Below are 19,089 nucleotides of genomic sequence, written 5' to 3'. Positions count from 1 at the left end.
ACAAAACGGTCGCCAAACGACACAGTGAACGTGTCAGCCTCTAAGCTCTTCAGGAGGATGTATGTTCAAGGTCACTGGCTCAGGCCCTATCAAGGCCAAGTTAACTCCCGACTATTCCTTGCCATCAACTTCGGACGCAGCGGGATCTGCGCCTGAATTTACCGGCGCGTGGTCGGTATCGCGCGAGGCACAGGTGCGCAGCGAAGTGCGACTGCTCTATCCGATGGACGCGCCGACTCCACCGGTGACGACGCCCAGTTCGGGCGATCTGGCGGAAAATGGCAGTGCCTCCACCACGGCAACCGTCGGAGCGTCCGGCGATGCCAAGATCGACGGCATCCTGCGCGGCGTCAAATGGTCCGGCAGCATCACCTATTCGGATACGGATGCGGCAAGCGACTATCAGTCCGGCTATTTTTCCGACAGCGACGGCGATGGTACAAGCGCGCAGAACGAGGGTTTTTCCCAGTTCACGCCGCAACAATTGCTGGCGATGCACAGCGCGCTCAACGCCGCCACCTACACCCAGTTAGCCGGTGCTTACGGCTTTTCGATCGAAGGCTTTACCAACCTGACGATCGACTATAACGGCGCGGGCAGCAGCACCGCTACCATCCGCGGCGCCAATTCCAGCGATGCGCCAACGGCTTATGCCTATTATCCCGCCAGCAACATCTATGGCGGCGATACTTTCTTCGGCAATGCCTATGACGGTACGTCCAACTCGTTGAAGAATCCGATCGCGGGCAATTATGCCTGGCACACCATGTTGCACGAACTGGGCCATTCGCTGGGCCTGAAACATGGCCAGGAACTGGGCGGCGTCAGCAACACGGCCCTGCCCACAGCCTGGGACTCGATCGAATTTTCGGTCATGACCTATCGCAGCTATGTGGGTGCCCCGCTTTCAGGCTACAGCTATGAACAGTTCGGCGCGCCACAGACCTATATGATGCTCGACATCGCCGCGCTCCAGACCATGTATGGCGCAGACTATACGGTCCATGCGGAGAATACGACCTATAGCTGGAACCCGTCGACGGGCATCACCTATATCAATGGCGACGTCGCCATCCAGCCGGGCGCCAACCGCATCTTCGCGACCATCTGGGACGGTGGTGGCATCGACACTTATGATCTGTCGGCCTACAGCAACAACGTCACGATCGACCTGACGCCCGGAGGCAATTCGCTGTTCAGCTCGACCCAGCAGGCCTATCTGGGCGGCGGCAACTATGCCCGCGGCAATATCTTCAACGCGCTGACCTTTGGCGGCAGCAACGCGTCGCTGATCGAAAATGCCACTGGCGGATCGGGCAATGACACGATCACCGGCAATGCCGTGGCCAATCTGCTCAAGGGTGGCATCGGCAACGACGTCATCTATGGCGGTGACGGCAACGACATCATCCAGGGCGGCTTTGGCGAAGATACTGTCTATGGCGAGGCCGGAAACGACGTCTTCCAGGTTCTCCAGGGAGAATTTGGCGACAATATCGATGGCGGCAGCGGCACCGACCGACTGGACCTGAGCGATTATACCGCCTCTTATGGCGCGACGGTCGATCTCGGCGCGGGCAGTTGGGATCTCGATCCCAGTTTCGGCGGCCCCTACACCATCACCAGCGTCGAAGACGTCGATGGCACCCAATTGGCCGATACCATCATAGGCAGCAGCGCGAACAATGTCCTGCGCGGCAATGGCGGCAATGATATACTGAAGGCCGGGATCGGTAACGACACCGTCTATGGTGGCGATGGCAATGACATCATTCAGGGCGGCTTTGGTGCCGATGATGTCTTCGGCGAAGGCGGCGATGACGTCTTCCAGGTGTTGCAAGGCGAATATGGCGACAATATTGACGGCGGGACCGGAATCGACCGACTCGACCTGAGCGATTATACTGCTGATAGTGGCGCCACAGTGAATCTGTCAGCTGGCAGTTGGGACTTCAACCCCAGTTTCGGCGGCCCCTACACCATCACCGGCGTGGAAAATGTCGACGGCACGCAACTGGCCGATACCATCACTGGCAACAGCGTCGACAATGTCCTGCGCGGCAATGGCGGTAATGACACGATCAATGGTGGCGGCGGCAACGACACCATGATCGGCGGCTCCGGCAACGACATATTCGATGGCGGGTCCGGGATCGACGTCGCCTATGGCGAGGCCGGGGATGATGTCTACAAGGTCATTGCCGGCTGGAATGGCGGTTATGGCGAACTCTTTTCCGGCGGCTCCGGGACGGACACGATCGACGGCTCCACTTTGGCTTCCGACTATGTCGTCAATCTGGCCGATGGCGAATTCGCGGGCAGCAGCGGCGTCGGCCTGATCACGCTCGCCAGCGTGGAAAATGCGACGACCGGGTCGGGCAATGACACGCTCACCGGATCCGGCGAAGCCAACCGCCTGATCGGCAATGCCGGCAACGACACGATCAGCGGGCAGGACGGCGACGACGTCCTGCAAGGCGGCGCAGGCGATGATCGACTGAGCGGCGGCAACGGCAACGACACGCTCGATGGCGGGGCGGACAACGACACCGTCACCTATGCCGGCATCGCTACCGGCGTCACCGTCAGCCTGGCGATCGCCGGAGCCCAGAATACCGTGGGCGCCGGTGTCGACACGTTGATCGGCATCGAAAATCTGTCGGGAACGTCCTACAATGACACGCTGACCGGCAATAGCGGCGTCAACCAACTGTTCGGGCGCGCTGGCAACGACATTTTGAATGGCGGTGCCGGCGCCGACTATATGAATGGCGATACGGGCAACGACACCTATTATGTCGATAATGTCGGTGACAATGTGGTCGAGTCATCCGCATCCGGTGGCACCAACGATCAGATATTCTCGTCTGTTAGCTACAGTCTGGCCGGTCGTCATATCGAGCGACTGACCCTGACCGGCTCGGCGAACATCACCGGAACCGGCAACGATCTGGCCCAGACCATTGTCGGCAATAGCGGCGACAATGATCTGATCGGCCTGGGCGGCAACGACATACTCCAAGGCGGTGCCGGGGCCGATCGGCTCAACGGCGGCACCGGCGATGACACACTGGATGGCGGCACGGGCAGCGACACCGTGACCTATGCCGGCATCACGGCTGGGGTCAATGTCAGCCTGGCAATCGTGGGTGCGCAAAATACCGGCGCCGGCGGTACGGATACGCTGATCGGCATCGAGAACCTCTCCGGTACCTCCTATGCCGACACGCTCCGCGGCGACAGCAATGCCAACGAGCTATATGGTCGGGCCGGCAATGATACGCTGATCGGCGGCTCCGGTGCCGACCTGATGGTGGGCGATACCGGCAACGACATTTATTATGTCGATAATGTCGGCGACGTGGTGGTGGAAACGGCCGGGAACGGCACCAGCGACCTCGTCTATGCTGCTGTCAACTATTCGCTGGTCGGTCTCGACATCGAAAAGCTGACCCTGACCGGTTCGTCGAACATCAACGGCACCGGCAATGATCTGGCCCAGACGATCACCGGCAATAGCGGCCAGAATGTGTTGAACGGCGCCGGCGGCAACGACGTGCTCAATGGCGCTGCCGGCGCGGATACGCTGACCGGTGGAGCAGGATCGGATATCTTCCTGTTCGCTTCCGCACTGGGCGGAGGGAATATCGACGCGATCACCGATTATTCGGTGGCCGACGATACGATCCAACTGGACGATGCCATCTTCACCGGCCTTGCGCTGGGAACTTTGGTGTCGGGTCAATTCTATGTCGGATCGGCCGCACATGACTCGACCGATCGGATCATCTACAACAAGACGACCGGCGCCCTGCTGTTCGATGCCGACGGTACCGGGTCGATCGCAGCGGTCCAGTTCGCCACACTTACCCCCGGCCTGACCATGGCGACGGCGGAATTCGTCGTCGTGTAAGGATCAGTCAGGCGATCGCAATGGGCCATCCGATCCGTCGGGTGGCCCTTTTTTTGATCGCGAGGATGGACAAACCCCGACAGGTTAACCCGGCCAATGACGACCGTCAGAATGTTGGCCATCAGTTCCATCGCTAGGCGGACCACCGCCAAACATCATCTGCCATAGCGCAAGGACGAGTACAGCAACCCCGAAAAGAGCAAGAAGCGGTATCATTCTGCTTTTTCCATCGGCTTGTGCTGCAAGATTTTTGCCTGCCGCCTGTTTGCCGCAAAAGACACAGCGCAGGCTCAAGGCACGGGTCGCCAGAGACCGGAGCCATGGCTCCAGCCCCGTGCATGACCGCCCCCTGCCCGGAGTGGATCATTCGCGGAAGGCGGTTTCCTTGAGGCGGGTCAGCGGGGTCAGGATATAGGCCAGCACCGTGCGCTTGTCGCCGAGCAGATTGACATTGGCGCCCATGCCGGGGCCGATCCGCAGCCGATGGCCGTTCTTGTCCAATATGGCATCGCTGGTCGTCCGCACCCGGACGAGATAGTGGCTCTCGCCCGTCCGTTCATTGATGACCGCATCGGGCGAAAGCGCCACGACCTGCCCCTGCATCGACCCGTAGATGGCGCTGTCATAGGCCGATATCTCGACCTTGGCGCGCTGGCCCAGCCGGACCGAGGCGATATCCTTCGCCGCCACCATCGCTTCGACCAGCAGATTGTCGCGCGCCGGCACCATTTCGAGCAGCGGATCGCCCGGCCGCACGCTGCCGCCGACCGTCGTCACGAAGACGCGGTTGACGCGGCCGTCCAGTGGCGCGCGTACGATCGTCCGGTCGAGCTTATATTCATAGGCGGGCATGGTCGCCTCGCGCACCGCCATTTCGGCGCGGGCGGCGGTGAGTTCATCACCCGCGCGCGCGATCCAGTCGCGCTTCTGCTGCATCGCCGTGGCCTGTGCTTCGGCCAGGATCGAATGGGAACGGCTGAGCGCGGCCCCTGCCCCTGCGGCTTCGCTGGCCGCGACGCTATAGCTGTTTTCGGCCTGAAGCAGCGACCGGCGTGGCTCGATCCCTTCGCGAACCAGCGGCCGCATCAGGTCGAGATCAACCCGCGCCGTGTCGCGCGCCGAAATGCGCGCCGCCTGCGCCGCAGCCGCTTCGCCGATGCCGCGTTGCGCCTGCGTGATGCGGGCCGAGCCGACATTGGACAGACTGGCCAGTTCGGCCATGCGCGCACGATAGAGGCTTTGTTCGACCGCAATCTGGCTGGCCATGCTGGGGTTGCGCGCGGCCGGGAAGACCGGCGAGCGCCCGGCAATTTCCGCTTCCAGCCGCAGGATCTTGAGGCTGAGCGCATCGCCGCTGGCACGGTTGCTGGCCAGTTCGGCGCCCGGCTGGATCGGGCTGAGGCGAATAAGCGGCGCGCCGGCCTTCACATCCTGCCCGGTTTTGGCGAGGATGGTTTCGACCACCCCGCCTTCCAGATTGGAGATGACCTGGAGCTGCGAACTGGGAATGACCCGGCCGTTCGCCCGCACGGTGCGGTCGATTTCGGTGAAGCCGGCCCAGAGCAGGAAGATCAGCAGAAAAGCGGCGATCGCCCAGAGGAAGATATTGGCCGGAACGGCAGGCCGGATATGCGCGTCGCCCGGCTGCGGGATGTCGTCGCTCATGCCGCCTTGCCCCGCGTCAGACGTTGCAGGATGACGTCGCGTGGCCCGTCAGCCGCGATCTTCCCCTGTTCCATCACGATGATCCGGTCGACCAGCCGTAGCAGCGAGGGGCGATGGGTGATGAGCAGGACGGTACGCCCTTCCACTTCGGGTTGCAGCCGGTCGATGAGGTCTGTTTCGGTCTGGGCATCCATGGCGCTGCTCGGTTCGTCGAACACCAGAATCGGCGGTCGCCCGGCCAGTGCGCGCGCCAGCGAAATGGACTGGCGCTGCCCGCCCGACAGACCGTCGCCACGATCCGCCAGCTTCAGGTCATAGCCGTTGACGATCTTGCCCATGAAGGCATGGGTGCCGCTGAGCGAGGCGGCGCGCAGCATCTCGTCATTGTCGATATCGGGCCGTTCGAGGCAGATATTGTCGCGCACCGATCCGGCGATCAGGACATTGTCCTGCATCGCCGCGCCGATGAAACCGCGCAATCGGGCAGGATCGAACTGCCGCACATCGGTGCCGTCGATCATGACGACGCCTTCCTGCGGCTCGTACAGGCCCAGGATCAGCCGGGCCAGGGTCGACTTGCCCGATCCGACACGGCCCAGAAAACCGACCCGTTCACCCGGTGCGATCGACAGGCTGATCTGGTCCAGCGCCTTTTCCGCCGCACGGGGATAACGGAAGGCAACATTGCGCAGTTCGACCGCGCCGAGCAGCCGCGCCGGCTGCAACGGCTCGCCCACCGGCCCCTCGCTCGGCGTGTCCATCAGGCTGTTGATCTGACGACAGGCGATACGGGTGGCGGACAGGCGCGCCAGCAGGTTGGCAATCTGCGCCAGCGGGGCGATCGCCCGGCCGCACAGGATGGAGCAGGCGAGCAGCGCGCCGGTGGTGATGCTGTGATCGCGGATCAGGCCGACACCCAGGATGATGATGCCGCAATAGGCGATGATATTCGCGCTATTGGCGACCGTCATCGCGATGGAGGCGGTCAGCCGCTGGCTGAGCGAACTATGCGCATGGCTTTTGAGCGCGGTGCGCCACCGGTCGCCCAGCATCCCGCCCGCGCCGATGGCCTTCACCGTTTCCAGACTGCCGATGGTTTCCACCAGTACCGATTGCTTGCGCAGGCCATCGCCCAGGCTGGCGGCGGACAGACGGTCGAGCGCCGGATTGGTGACCAGCCCGGCAATGACCACGACCGGGATCATCGCCAGCGGCGGCAGCACCAATATTCCGCCCAGCATGGCCATGACCGCCAGCGTGATGATGATGAAGGGCACGTCGATGATCGCGGTCAGCGTGGCGGAGGCGAAGAAATCGCGCAGCGTTTCCAGTTCGCGCATCAGCCCGGTGAGCGTGCCGGTAGACCCCGCCCGTTTGTCGAGCCGCATCGACAGCAGCTTGGCAAAGAGGGTGTCGCCGACCTCATAGTCGATATTGGCGCCGGCAATGTCGACGAAATAGACGCGCAGCAGCCGCAGGACGAAGTCGAATATGACCACGATCGCCAGACCGATGCTGAGGCCGACCAGCGAGGAGGAAGCATCATTGGGAATGACGCGGTCATAAACGGTCATGGTGAAGAGCGACGACACCATGGCAAACAGGTTGATCATCGCCGCAGCGATCGCGACCTTGATATAAGTGCCCTTGTTGCGGAGCATCGGTTCGATCAGCCAGGGCGCGAAGCGTTGCCGGGCGGCGGCGATCAGGGGCTGGTCGGTCATGGCGTTTCCATCCGGTCCGAAGGATTGGCGGCGATAGAGAGACTGGGCAGAAGACGCCCCGTCCGGCTCAACAGGGCGAAGCGCGACACATCCCGTTCGGCCAGCGTCTGAATATAGTTGGCGATCGAATAGAAGTAGTTATCCTCGACATAGAGCAGGTCGTAGAGCGTGCCCTGCGAGGCTTCGAAACGGGTGGCGATGACGTCGCGGGTGTTGCGGTTGGCGACATAGCTCGCCTCGGCAGCAGCCAGTTGATCCTCCAGCCCGCGAATGTCGGACAGCGCCATCTGCGCGTCACGCATCGTTTCCTGCCGGACCCGGTTGGCATAGGCATCCGCCGCATCCGCGCGCGCCGTCGCCTGATCGGCCTTGGCGTTGAAGCCCGCACCCAGTTGCGCGCGCACGATGATCCGGCCGCGCACATCATAGTCGCCGGGATTTTCAAAGACACCGTAGCGGCCGGCATCCACGCCGGCGGCAATGGTCGGCAGACGCTCCGACCGCGTCGCGCGTGCCTCCTGTCGGGCCGCCCGCGCCTCGGCCTCCGCCTTGCGGACGACGGGCGATCGCAGCACGATGGCGTCCAGTACGTCCGCATCATTGACGGCTTCGGGCGGCAGCACGGCGCGTGTCAGTGCAGGCGGCACGTCATGGCCGGCCAGGGCACGATATTGCGCCTCCGCATTGGCGAGATCGCGGCGGATGCTGGCGAGGCGCGACTGGACATTAGCGATCGAACTGTCGACGCGCGGCAGGTCGCCCTGGGCGGAAAAGCCTTGGTCGATGCGCCGTTGCAGATTGGCGCGTAGCTGCTGTTGCCGCCCGATATATTCCTGCGTCGCCTGAATCAGCAGCCGCTGGGCGAAAACCGAATACCAGGCGGTGATGGTGCGCAGCCCCACTTCCTCGCCATAGCCCAATATGCCCTGCTGCGCCGCATCGACCCTTGCATTGCCCGCATTGATGCGACTCGACGCTGCGCCGAAATCGAGCAGGCGCTGCCGCACCGATGCGGTCGCGTCGGTCCGCCCTTCGGGGCGTGACCGTTCGATGATATTGCCGATATCGTTGGAGAAGTTGCGGGCGAAAGAGCGGTTGGCGTCGATCGACAGGTCCACCGAGGGGAAGAGCAGCGAGCGGGCCTGGGTACGCGCGGCTCGCGCTTCCCGCTCGCTGGCGCGCGCCTCATCCAGCAGCGGGTTGTTGCGGATCGCCGCCTCGATCTCCGACCGGAAAAGGGGATCGGCAGCCGCCGGCCTGGCCAGCGCGAGCAGAGGATCGGCCGTGGCGGGAGCAGTGAAGGGCCGGGGATTGGGCGGCTGGACCAGCTTGCGCGGCGCATCGGCGGCATGGGCAGTGCTACCATGCGCGCAGACCATTATGCCGAGCGCGATCGCCACGCACCCGGAGCCGCGGAGGTCGAGCCCCCTGTTTCCTAACCAGCGATGTAACACAAGCACAGTGCCCCGGCCGCGCGAATAAACCCCCTCCAGCTCTCCACCATATCCGATGACGGAATGGTGGAAGACCGGCTCATTTCTGCATGCCCCAGAAAGGTTGCGCTGGCAACTTACATCCACTGTAATGTTCGGTGAATCGAAGGCAGACGATCATTTCGTTACCGCAAGCATCCAGACAGACTAAACTTGTCGTCAACTGTACGGCCGAACCGTCAGGCCAGCCGATCCGGCACGGACAATGCCTCGTCCACGATCGCCTGCTGCGTGGCCAGTTCTTCCCAGGGGAAGACGAACCAGCGCTTGTCGGTGTCACGGTCGACGCTGTCCGCCCAATAATCGACGCTTTGGCCCGATCGGCGGTTGTTGAGCAGGACAGCGAAGCGCAGATGAGCCATATCACCGCCCTTGTCGGCCAGCAGGCCGCGCAGGGCCGAGATGGTGCCACCGCTGTCGTTGATATCGTCCACGATCAGCAATTGCGTGCCCGCCGCGCTGCGCGCCGCCACATCGGCCAGCGCCGCGTCCGCCGAGGCGCTGCTATAGTCGATCGACAGCATCGGGCAATTCAGCCGGTGCGACAGATAGACCGCCGGCACCAGCCCGCCGCGCCCCACGCCCACCAGCATGTCGGGCGCCCAGTCGCCAGCCTCGACCGCGCGGGCCAGCGCCTGCACATCGGCCAGGAAGCGGTCGTGGGTGATGGGGTGTAGGATCGGACTATCGTTGCTCATATATGAGAGCGGGAATTAGCCTGTCCGACGCGCGGGGGCAATGCGGGGCGATATCGTCCAGCAAGGCTGCCCATTGGTCGAACATCGCGTCCAGTCCATAGGCCGCGATCCGGTCGCCGGGATGCAGCGCGGTGGCCGGGTCGATCTGATGCTGTAATGCCTGCGCCATGGCGGCCGGATCGGCCGGATCGACGAGCAGGCCATGACGTCCCCCGTCCAGCACGGACGCCGCGTTGCCGGCAATGTGCGAGGCGACGACGGGTATGTTAAGCGCCATCGCCTCCAGCAGGACATTGGCCGACCCTTCCCACCAGCTGGGCAGGATAAAGGCGGCGGCGCGGGCGAGCCAGGGGAAGACATTGTCCACCGTGCCGGGCAACAGCAGGTCGGCGCCGATGCCGAGTGCATCTGCTTGTTCCCGCAACGCCTGCCGCGAGCGATCGCGACTTTCGCCCAATATAACGAGGCGGGCGGTGGTTCCGTTCTGTCGCAATTGGGCGAAGGCGGCGAGCAGGGTGCCGAAATTCTTCTGCGGCGCCAGCCGGCCGATTGCGACCACCACCGGCACGCCATCGTCGAAACAGCCATGCGGCGATGGGCCGGCGGCACGGGTGCGGGCGATGGCCGGATCGATCGCATTTTCGATGACGGTGGCGCGGCGCCGGGCCAGAGCGCGGCCGAAGGCCGCCGCATCGCTGGCCAAAGTGGGCGATACCAGCACAAGATGATCCGCATCCGCCGCCAGCAGTCGGGCGATCAGCGATCGGCCAGCCGAACGGATCGTGCTTTTGGGTGTGCCCGGCGCGGCGCGGCGCAGGTCGTTGCTGATGCGATAGAGCCGGCGCAGGCCCGGCACCGCCCGGCTGCCCAGCAATGCGGTCAGATGACCATGATTGCCGGCCGACATCAGCAGGTCCGGACGGTGCGCGCGCAGATGAGCGTGGAGCCGGGGCATGGCGCGCCATTTCTGGAGCAGGCGCGATCCGCCCGTGTCGGACAGCAGCGCATGATGCGGCACGCCATCCACGCCCTTGCCCCCCGGCAACGCGGTCAGCAACGCCACATCATGCCCCCGCGCGCGGAAATCGGCGGCGAGCAGGCGGACGTTGCGGACGACCCCGGTGGCCGCCAGCACATGGACATAGAGGGCGATCTTCATCGCCGATCCCGCTGCACCACCTGCGCCGCGCGCCAGTCCGCTGCCGTCAACTGGGCCAGCGCGTAGCGGTAGAGGATGCCTAGCCGGCTGTCCGCCAGCCCCCGGCCGTTCACCAGCTGGACGATGTCGGTGCCGGGGTTCCAATTACCCTCGATCAGTACCGGTCCCTGCGCGGTCAGGCCGATATCCCAGCCGATGAGGGTAAAGCCATCGCGGAATCGCTCATGCGCCCGGATCGCCAGTGCTTGCGCGGCCGCATGATCGGGCAACAATACGCCCTCGATCGCCACACCGGTCACAGGGTGACTGGTGTGGCGGGAGGGCGGCCGCTTGCCGCCGCTGCGCCACGCCGGACCGCAGCGTCCCATGCCATCGACCGCCAGCACCAGATTACCGGCGTTGAAATTATCCACAGGGCGCGGGCCGCCGGCCGACAGGCGCAGCGCCATGTCGCAAATTTCCGGTTCGCCCTGTTCATCAAGGCAGGTGACGATGCGCAATGTCGGCAGCGCGCCCGGCGACAGATCGGCCAGCGCATCATGCGTGGGCAGGCGTTGCTGGATTACCCCGCCCTGCCGCCAGACGTGGCGCAGATGGGCGGCAAGCTGGGCAGCGTCCATCGCCCGGTCGCCACCGCGCCAGCCAATGCCCTCGCGCACGAAACGCTCGACCCCCTGCCCTTTCGACCGGTAGCTGGGCTTGGCGATGATATCCTCCTGCCCGGCGATCCATGCGCCCAGATCCTGCAGGTCGGGATCGCAGGCGTCGGGCAACGGCAGGCCCGATGCGGCCTGCGCGAAGAGTTGCTTGTTCTTCAGCGGATTGGCCGCCAGCGGAAAGGCGGCGGGGTTCAGCAGCCGGTGCAGCCCCTTGCGATCGCGCATGCTTAAGCCCTGCCCGCGCACCGCGTCACCCAGATAGAGGCGCTCGGCCGGCGTCCAGCCGCCTCGCCCCAGCGCGGCGAGCAGATGACCGGTCAGACGCTGCGCAGGGCTCCAGTGCCGGACCAGCCCGTCATGATAGTCCCGCAGCAAGGCATTGCCGCCCCGGTCCCGCAGCGGCAGCGCACGCACGGTCAGCAAGGGGCGTTACTCCGCCGCCTGCGCCAGGGACATGCGCTGGTCGAGCAAGGTGGAGGCGACGCCGTGCGAGCGTGCATTGTCGACGTCGATCGCCACCGCTCCGTCGGTCAGGATCACCGGACTAATGGTCATGCGGAAGCGGCGCGAAAAGCGGGCGAAGGCCTGATCCAACGTGCCGATGCCGAAGCGGAAACGGATGAGGTTGATGAGGCCGAATGCACCGATGATGCGGCCGGGATGCTTCACGAACTGCCCGCCCGAACGGAAGGTTTCGGCGGCCTTCAACGCTTTGCGATCGCACAGCCAATAAGTGTTGCAGTTGGAATAGCCATCGTCGGCGAAGGTGTAGAATTTGCGCTGCCCCTCCGGATGCGCGGCCAGCACCGATGCACGGCGTGTGAAGGCGACGGCCGCGTCCGCACCCTGCGTGGCGCAACCGTCGAGCATCTCGTCGATAGCGTCCGGGGTCAGCATCACATTGTCGGCGGTGGTGATGAGCAGGGGGAAGGCAGCCCCCTCCGCGCCGGCCAGCACGCTGTCGACCAGATTGGGCTGCGCCGCCACGCCGACCAGCCGGCCATTATGGAGCAGGCCACGCAGCGCCGGGATGGTCGCCAGCAAATTGGGATCTTCGATCACCACGCGCACCGTGCCGATGCGACGATTGGCGACCAGCGCGTCGATGACATGGAGCAGCATCGGCTGGCCGACGACCGGCACCAGGCATTTATGGCTGACACCATGGGCCAGTGCGAGCGGATCGGTCGCGCCGTCGCGGCGGCCGGCGAGCAGGATCGCCGTGGCCCTAGTCTCGTTATGGCGCCCGATCATGCCGCTACCTGCACGATCGCTTCGTCCAGCAGGCCCTGTCGCGCCAGGCTATGGCCGACGATGGTTTCGACCAAAGCGGCATGATCGACGCCGATCGACGCGGCGGAGCGCGAAATCGTCTTCTTCGACCAGAGGTTGCAGGACAGGTTCACTTCCATGAACAGCAATTGCCCGCTCGCCGGGTCATAGCGAAACTCGAAGCGGCCATAGTCGAACGGCCAGAGTTCGGGCAGCAGCGCGGCGGTCATCGCCTCCAGCCGGCTGCGGAGGTCAGCATCCTCGACCAGGATCAGCGGATCGTCGCCCGCGTCGATCAACCCGCGCTTCTCCTCATAGCTGCGTTCGCGATGCGGATCGGCCGGCACATACATCATCGGCGGCAATATCCAGGGCTGGCCGCCGCTGCCGCCGACCACCGGCACGGCGACATCCAGCAACGGCGCCCATTGTTCCACCAGCACATCGTGGCCGAGCGCGAACAGGCTGTCGGCATGGTCCTGCGCCTGTGCCCAGCTATCGACCATCTTCACACCCCAGGAGGCGGAAGAGGCGTTGGGCTTCACCACCAGCCGATCCGCATCAAACGCGGGCGCCTCGAACAGGCCGCCACGGCGGAAAAGCTGTGCCGCCATGGTCGGCACACCGCGCGCGCGGGCGATCATCTTGCTCAGATATTTGTCGTCGGACAGGCCACGGACGATTGGACTGGCGCCCAGATAGGGCATGTCGCGCCGGCCGAGCAGCAAGGGGGCCAGCATCTCGCTATTCTGGAAACCGCCGCGGTTGAGCAGGGTGACGACGAAGTCGGTATCGGGCCGCTCGTAAAGCGCGTCATAGCTGTTCGCGACATCGACGTTGAGGCCGATCGCCTCCAGCGTCGTGCGCATTTCATGATGATAGATGGCGTGATTGCCATCCTGCGCGTCCGGCCGGCCGTCGGCACAGGCGTGCTTGGCAAGAAAGAGAAGGCGCAGCCGCGCCTTGTCGGCGGCGGGGATGCGGATCTGGCGGGGATGTGTCGCGATCATGGCACCGGATTACAAGCCGCGCGTGACAGGGCGCCTACATTGGCGTTGCAGCGGGATAACCGCAGTCGGTCAAAATGATGACGGTTCGGTCACGCATTTGTGACCGAACCGTCCGTCGTTACAAAGTTTAGAAACCAGCCTTCAGCGTCGCGAAGAATTGCTGCGGCGCACCGATCAGCAGGGTCTGCGCGTCGCCGCTGTTGCCGAAGCCGCCCGAACCGATCGTGCTGACATATTTCTTGTCGAACAGGTTGCTGGCGTTCAGCTGCACTTCGATCTTGTCGGTCAGGCGATAACCGATCGAGGCGTCCACGATCACGCGGCCGGGGACAGATACGTCGTTGGTGTAGCTGTAGAAGCGCTTCGACATATAATTGGCGCCGATGCGGGCGAAGACCGGACCCTGATCGTAATTCAGTTCAGCTCGCGCCATATGCTTGGGACTGTCCACCACCGTCTTGCCCTTCAGCGCGGCGACCAGCGTGCCGTCCGAGCTATTGATCACATCGTCGCGATAGGTGGCATCGGTGTAGCTGTAGGAGCCGAACAGGCTGACACCCGAGCCCAGATTGACGGTACCGGCCGCCTCGACGCCGATGGTGCGGACCTTGCCCACATTCTGGAGCGCCGATGCGAGACCCTGAATCGGGCTGCCCACCTGCACCGCGTTCAGCCGGTTGCGGAAGTTGACGAAATAGGCGCCCAGCACGCCGTTGAATACGGGACTGTTATAGCGCAGGCCCAGTTCATAAGTGTCCGACGATTCCGGCTTCAGATCGTCCTTGATCTGGTCGAAGCCGGCCTGATTGGTCTGGAACGGACCGGTGGTGGTGGCCGACGCAAAGGCGCGGGTTACCTGCGTGAAACCGCCGAACACTTCCATTTCAGGGTTCAATTCCACCGCGAAGCCGGCATGGGGCTGGAACCAGTCCTGCGCCTTGATCTTGCCCTCCGGGAAGGTGGAGGCGACGATCGCGTCCGCCTTGTTGGTGACGCTGAAGCCCTTCCACCCCAGGTTGATCGTCACGGTGCCGAGGTCGATCTTGTCCTGCACATGATATTGGAAGGTGTCGGTGGTGAAATCGAACTCCCACTGGGTGAAGAAGGGATTCTTGGGATAGTCGCGGAAGCTGACGCCCGGATCGGTGCGGCTGGCGAAGGCGTAGAAGCGGCGGGCCTGATGGAATTTGTTATTTTCATACCAGGCGCCGGCGCTGAGCGTCTGGATGCCGATCGTGTAATCGACGCTGCCGAACGCGCCGATGCGGTCCATGTCATATTCGGTGGTACGGATCGACATCGGCACGCCGTTGGGGCTGGGCGTATAAGGCGTGGCCCACAGGCCCATGCCGCTGTTGTTGTGATAATAGCCCTTGATCTTGAAATTGGCGTTTTCGCCCAGCGGCGTGGTCAGGCCGATCGAGCCCAGCCAATCCTTGCGCAGGCCAGCCGCGTCATAATAAGCATCGTCGGCGCTGGTGACATTGCCGGGATAGACCTGACTGCCGAACGGCGCGCCGCTATAGTCGTAGAGGCCGTCAGGGAAGGGCGAACCACCGCTGTTGCTGATATTATCAACGTCGTTCAGGCGGTCGGCATAGTCGATCGCGCGGGCATAGTCGGGATAGGTATTGTCCCACTTCCAGCCGAGGCGACGGATCATGCCCATCGACATGTCCTGATAATCCTGCTCGCGGCGGTCGGAATAGCTGAGCCAGCCATCGATCTTCGCTTCGCCGACCGGAATCACGACCTTGGCATTGCCCATATGCTGGTCCTGCGTGCCCTGACCCCGCCACTTGTCGGTCGCGCCATAGCCGTAGGACAGGAAGCCGCGAATGCCGTCCTTCGTGCCGAGCGCGATGCGGCCGAAGGCGCGCCAGGTTTCGTCGCTGCCATAGGTCAGGTTGCCTTGGGCACCGTACGCGCCGCCGCTCAGATAATCGGCCGGGTCGGCGGAGAAGGTTTCGATCGTGCCGCCGAGGTTGCCGGTCGACTGGGTACCAAGCGAGCCAGCGCCCTGCGATACGCGCACGCTGCCGATATTTTCGCTGCTGATGGCGCGCGTGATATGCAGGCCGTTATGGTTGCCATAGCTCATGTCGCCCAGCGGAATGCCGTCGAAGGTGAAACCAAGCTGATTCTGGTTGAAGCTGCGGATGGTGACGCGCTGCGACCATTCATAATTGCCGAACGGGTCGGACGACTGGAAATTGACGCTCGGCAGCTTCTCGATGGCTTTAAGCGCATTGGTGCCGGGCGTCAGCGTGATGATGTCTTTGTTGGTGATTTCCTGCACCTGGCGGGTTTCGCCCCGGCCGAAAACGATGATCTCCGCGCCGGATTCGGCCGCGGCGGCATCGACGGGCGCCACATCCTGCGCGAAGGCGGGCATGGAAATGATGGCGGTCGACGCCATCAGCAGAGCGGTGGTGATACGCATGGACTTATAATCCCCCTTTGGACCCTTGGTCGGGGGGCGGCCTAGCTGCGCGATGTTGCAGTGCAATGTGGGATGGTTGACGGGGCGAAGTCAGTCGCGTGACAGGCCTGTCATAATAGGATCGGGGAGAGCGGCGCCCTCCCCGACCTTTTGGGTCAGTCGTTCACGAAGGTCAGCGTCGCGATATGATAGAGGGTCGCGACCTTCTGCCCGGCGAGGGTCAGGTCGCCCTTCTCCTCCTGCGAGCTGGTGACGATGAAGCGGCCCTTTTCCTTGAGCGGCAACGTCACCAGGCCCTGCGCGTCGGTGACCAGTTCCTTCGTCCATTTGTCGGGCGAAATGACGGTCAGCTTGGCGGCCGGCACCGGCTTGCCGTCGCGCACCAGCGTGAAGCTGTCGGCATTGGCAGCGGTCGGCACGATTTCCAGCGGCAGGCCCGCCTTGGCTTCCGCGCGGCCGGCGCGGGCATAATAGATCACGCCCTCCTTCTTGCCTTCTTCACCCCAGGGCGCGAACACCGTATCGTCGATCAGGCGGACGTCGCCGGCGGGCACCGCGACCTCGATATAGCCGGCCTTGCGGGTCTGGGCCGCCTTGGACGCGGGCACCAGCTTTGGCGCCTTGAGCTTCTCGAACTCCGGATCGCCGCCTTCGGGCAGCACTTCGCCGGGTTCGCCCAGATAGATGCGCGCCGGGCCGGTCCCGTCCCGCTCTACCCAGACTTCATGCGCCTGCGCCGTCGCGGTCAGGCCGGCCAGCGCCAGCAGGGCCATGGACAATGTCTTCATCTTCACTCTCCCCATCATGGTCTTCAGAAGCGGAAACCGACCGTGCCCATCACGTTGCGCGGCGCGCCCATGAAGCAATCGCCGCGCGCCAGACAGGACGCATAATAATTGTTGTTGAGCAGGTTGGTGGCATTCAGCGCGAAACGCCAGTTGTTCCAGTTGATCTCCGCCAGCGCGTCCACGGTGGTGCGGGCCGGGGTGACGATCGACCAGAGCGAACTGGTCGAAATGCTCTTGCCGCTATAGACGACGCCGCCGCCCAGACGCAGATTGGCCTCGCCAGGCAGACCGAAGGTCTTGGTCGACCAGACCGATGCCGTGTGACGCGGCATATAGTCGAGGCTGGTGTTCGTTTCCGACTTCAGCTTCGCATAGCCATAATTGGCCAGAAGTTCGAAATTGCCGGGCAGGGTATGGCTGGCTTCGATCTCGAACCCCTTGGTGTTGAGTTCGCCCGACTGGGTGGTGCCGCCGGCGGCGAGATAGAGGACGCGGTTGCGTTCCTTGATCTTGAACACCGTGGCCGTGACCAGCGTGTTGATGCCCGGCTGCCACTTCACACCGGCCTCGAACTGTGTACCGGTCTGCGGCCGATAGGGGTCGCCGAAGCTGCCGTCGCCATTGTCGATGCGGCCCGCCACCGGCAGGAAGCTCTCGGTATAGCTGAAGAAGGGCGAGATGCCGGCGCCGATTTCACCGATGATGCCGGCACGGAAGGTGGTGGCATTGTCCTTCTGGCCAGAGGAGCCGGTCACGCGGTCGCGGCGGGCGCCCAGCACGACCGAAACGCGGTCGTAGAAGCGGATCTGATCCTGCACATAGACGCCCAGCTGCTTCTGGCTTTCCGTGGTGAAGGGACCGGTAGGATCGTAGGTTGCCAGCGCATCATAGTCGATATCGTACAGGTCCACGATCTCGAAACCGCCAGCGTAGCGCTTCTGCACCTTGTTCCAGCTATAGTCGATGCCGACCAGCAGCTTGTGCTCGATATTGGCGCCGGTGTTGAAATTGAACTGGACGTTGTTGTCGGTCGAGAAGACGTTCATCCGCGCGTCGCTGGCATCGGCATAAAGGCCGATGGTCCGGCCATCCGTGCCATAGACCGAGAAGGGATCCTGCGGGTTGGAATAGCTGTCGGCATAATGGGTGTTATATTCAAGGTCGCTGTCGATATAGCGGGCCTTGAGGCTGAGCTTCACATTGTCCGAGAAGCTGTGGGTGATGGACCCACCCCCCTGCAAGGATCGGCCATTATAGCGGTCCCAGCCGGGCTTGCCGACGAACGTATATTGATCGAGTTTGCCTTCCGGATAGGCCGTGTTCGGGCGGAAGGTACCGACGATCGGCAGGAATTGCGACGTCGAACCGGTGTCGTCCTCCTGATAGAGGCCAGTCAGCACGATGTCGGTGTCGGGCGTCGGCTGCCAGCGGATCGACGGCGCGAACATCACGCGGTCGTCGGGCACATGATCGACATAGGTGTCGGCATCGCGGACGCGTCCGACAAAGCGGACCGCCAGATTGTCGGCCAGCGCGACATTGACGTCGCCCATCGCTTCCTTGCGGTCAAAGCTGCCATAGACGAGGTTGAATTCGCCGCCGGTGCGGAATTCGGGCGTCTTGCTGACGAGATTGACGAGGCCGCCGATCGAGCCCTGACCGAACAGCACCGATGCCGGACCGCGCACGATTTCCACGCGGGAGAAGTTGTAAGGGTCCGACGTGATGCTGGCATAATAGCTGAAGATGTCGCGCATGCCGTCACGGAACTGGAGCGCGTCGAGCCCGCGCACGTTGAAGCCGTCCACACGGGTGTCGCGGCCATAGGGATTGGCCAGCACGCCGGCGGCATATTTCACCGTGTCGCTGATGCTGATCGCGCCTTGCGACAGATATTGTTCGGAACTGATGACCTTGATCGGCTGGGGCAGTTCGATCAGCGCCGTGTCCGTCTTGGTCCCGGTCGTGGCGGCGGTGACGATGATGCTGTCCTGATCCGTATCGGCAACAACCGCCTCATCCGCTGCATAAGCTGCCGTGTGGCACAGAGCCATGGCCGCTGCGCCGCCCAGCGCGATCCACTTCACATTCATTTCAACGCCCCTTTTGGTATTTCGATTGGGAGGCGCCTACAGATAATGCGATAGATTCGCAATTGCGTTGTCACATTATATTGATCCGCTTTCGCAGCCAGCGCGGCGAACCTTGGCGTAAAAATCCTGTGATAGGACTGTAAGCCGTAATGAACTCAGAGGCTTGTGAAGC

General features: G+C 63.4%; 12 protein-coding genes. 1 reads left to right on the top strand and 11 read right to left on the bottom strand.

Annotated features, from left to right (window positions below; genetic code table 11):
* The first annotated feature begins 61 nt into the window (after positions 1 to 61).
* Positions 62 to 3,913, top strand: coding sequence for a M10 family metallopeptidase (locus RQH62_RS11765; RefSeq protein ID WP_311268944.1), 3,852 nt, complete (start codon positions 62 to 64; stop codon positions 3,911 to 3,913).
* Positions 3,914 to 4,276: 363 nt separating this feature from the next.
* Here RQH62_RS11765 and RQH62_RS11760 read toward each other — a convergent pair whose 3' ends face one another.
* From RQH62_RS11760 to RQH62_RS11710, 11 genes are all read right to left on the bottom strand, one after another.
* Positions 4,277 to 5,578 (bottom strand): HlyD family type I secretion periplasmic adaptor subunit, encoded by a 1,302-nt coding sequence (locus RQH62_RS11760; RefSeq protein ID WP_311268943.1) that lies wholly within the window; start codon positions 5,576 to 5,578, stop codon positions 4,277 to 4,279.
* Complete coding sequence (locus RQH62_RS11755; RefSeq protein WP_311268942.1) at positions 5,575 to 7,302, bottom strand: ATP-binding cassette domain-containing protein; 1,728 nt, start codon at positions 7,300 to 7,302, stop codon at positions 5,575 to 5,577. The genes RQH62_RS11760 and RQH62_RS11755 overlap by 4 nt, the downstream gene beginning before the upstream one ends.
* The gene (locus tag RQH62_RS11750; protein WP_311268941.1) at positions 7,299 to 8,702 is read right to left on the bottom strand and encodes a TolC family protein; all 1,404 of its coding nucleotides are present in this window, start codon (positions 8,700 to 8,702) and stop codon (positions 7,299 to 7,301) included. Before RQH62_RS11750 ends, RQH62_RS11755 begins: the two co-directional genes overlap by 4 nt.
* 272 nt (positions 8,703 to 8,974) lie before the next feature.
* The gene (locus RQH62_RS11745) at positions 8,975 to 9,493 is read right to left on the bottom strand and encodes a phosphoribosyltransferase family protein (protein ID WP_311268940.1); all 519 of its coding nucleotides are present in this window, start codon (positions 9,491 to 9,493) and stop codon (positions 8,975 to 8,977) included.
* Positions 9,480 to 10,652, bottom strand: coding sequence for a glycosyltransferase (locus RQH62_RS11740; RefSeq protein WP_311268939.1), 1,173 nt, complete (start codon positions 10,650 to 10,652; stop codon positions 9,480 to 9,482). Before RQH62_RS11740 ends, RQH62_RS11745 begins: the two co-directional genes overlap by 14 nt.
* Positions 10,649 to 11,725, bottom strand: coding sequence for a sugar-transfer associated ATP-grasp domain-containing protein (locus RQH62_RS11735; RefSeq protein WP_311268992.1), 1,077 nt, complete (start codon positions 11,723 to 11,725; stop codon positions 10,649 to 10,651). Before RQH62_RS11735 ends, RQH62_RS11740 begins: the two co-directional genes overlap by 4 nt.
* A 15-nt stretch (positions 11,726 to 11,740) precedes the next feature.
* Positions 11,741 to 12,565 (bottom strand): NTP transferase domain-containing protein, encoded by an 825-nt coding sequence (locus RQH62_RS11730; protein ID WP_311268938.1) that lies wholly within the window; start codon positions 12,563 to 12,565, stop codon positions 11,741 to 11,743.
* The gene (locus tag RQH62_RS11725; protein ID WP_311268937.1) at positions 12,562 to 13,593 is read right to left on the bottom strand and encodes a phosphoribosylglycinamide synthetase; all 1,032 of its coding nucleotides are present in this window, start codon (positions 13,591 to 13,593) and stop codon (positions 12,562 to 12,564) included. Before RQH62_RS11725 ends, RQH62_RS11730 begins: the two co-directional genes overlap by 4 nt.
* A 127-nt stretch (positions 13,594 to 13,720) precedes the next feature.
* Complete coding sequence (locus RQH62_RS11720; RefSeq protein WP_311268936.1) at positions 13,721 to 16,036, bottom strand: TonB-dependent receptor domain-containing protein; 2,316 nt, start codon at positions 16,034 to 16,036, stop codon at positions 13,721 to 13,723.
* Between the two features lie 155 nt (positions 16,037 to 16,191).
* The gene (locus RQH62_RS11715) at positions 16,192 to 16,824 is read right to left on the bottom strand and encodes a DUF4198 domain-containing protein (RefSeq protein ID WP_311268935.1); all 633 of its coding nucleotides are present in this window, start codon (positions 16,822 to 16,824) and stop codon (positions 16,192 to 16,194) included.
* Positions 16,825 to 16,847: 23 nt separating this feature from the next.
* Positions 16,848 to 18,917 (bottom strand): TonB-dependent siderophore receptor, encoded by a 2,070-nt coding sequence (locus tag RQH62_RS11710; RefSeq protein ID WP_311268934.1) that lies wholly within the window; start codon positions 18,915 to 18,917, stop codon positions 16,848 to 16,850.
* Positions 18,918 to 19,089 lie beyond the last annotated feature (172 nt).

Source organism: Sphingobium sp. WCS2017Hpa-17 (genome assembly GCF_031843765.1).
Lineage (GTDB): Bacteria > Pseudomonadota > Alphaproteobacteria > Sphingomonadales > Sphingomonadaceae > Sphingobium.
This window is presented reverse-complemented; position numbering and strand designations above follow the sequence as displayed.

What these genes read in the sequence shown, in the direction of transcription:
- RQH62_RS11765 (WP_311268944.1), top strand. Translation starts at nt 62, where the DNA reads ATGTTCAAGGTCACTGGCTCAGGCCCTATCAAGGCCAAGTTAACTCCC.
- RQH62_RS11760 (WP_311268943.1), bottom strand. Translation starts at nt 5,578, where the DNA reads ATGAGCGACGACATCCCGCAGCCGGGCGACGCGCATATCCGGCCTGCC.
- RQH62_RS11755 (WP_311268942.1), bottom strand. Translation starts at nt 7,302, where the DNA reads ATGACCGACCAGCCCCTGATCGCCGCCGCCCGGCAACGCTTCGCGCCC.
- RQH62_RS11745 (WP_311268940.1), bottom strand. Translation starts at nt 9,493, where the DNA reads ATGAGCAACGATAGTCCGATCCTACACCCCATCACCCACGACCGCTTC.
- RQH62_RS11740 (WP_311268939.1), bottom strand. Translation starts at nt 10,652, where the DNA reads ATGAAGATCGCCCTCTATGTCCATGTGCTGGCGGCCACCGGGGTCGTC.
- RQH62_RS11730 (WP_311268938.1), bottom strand. Translation starts at nt 12,565, where the DNA reads ATGATCGGGCGCCATAACGAGACTAGGGCCACGGCGATCCTGCTCGCC.
- RQH62_RS11725 (WP_311268937.1), bottom strand. Translation starts at nt 13,593, where the DNA reads ATGATCGCGACACATCCCCGCCAGATCCGCATCCCCGCCGCCGACAAG.
- RQH62_RS11720 (WP_311268936.1), bottom strand. Translation starts at nt 16,036, where the DNA reads ATGCGTATCACCACCGCTCTGCTGATGGCGTCGACCGCCATCATTTCC.
- RQH62_RS11715 (WP_311268935.1), bottom strand. Translation starts at nt 16,824, where the DNA reads ATGAAGACATTGTCCATGGCCCTGCTGGCGCTGGCCGGCCTGACCGCG.
- RQH62_RS11710 (WP_311268934.1), bottom strand. Translation starts at nt 18,917, where the DNA reads ATGAATGTGAAGTGGATCGCGCTGGGCGGCGCAGCGGCCATGGCTCTG.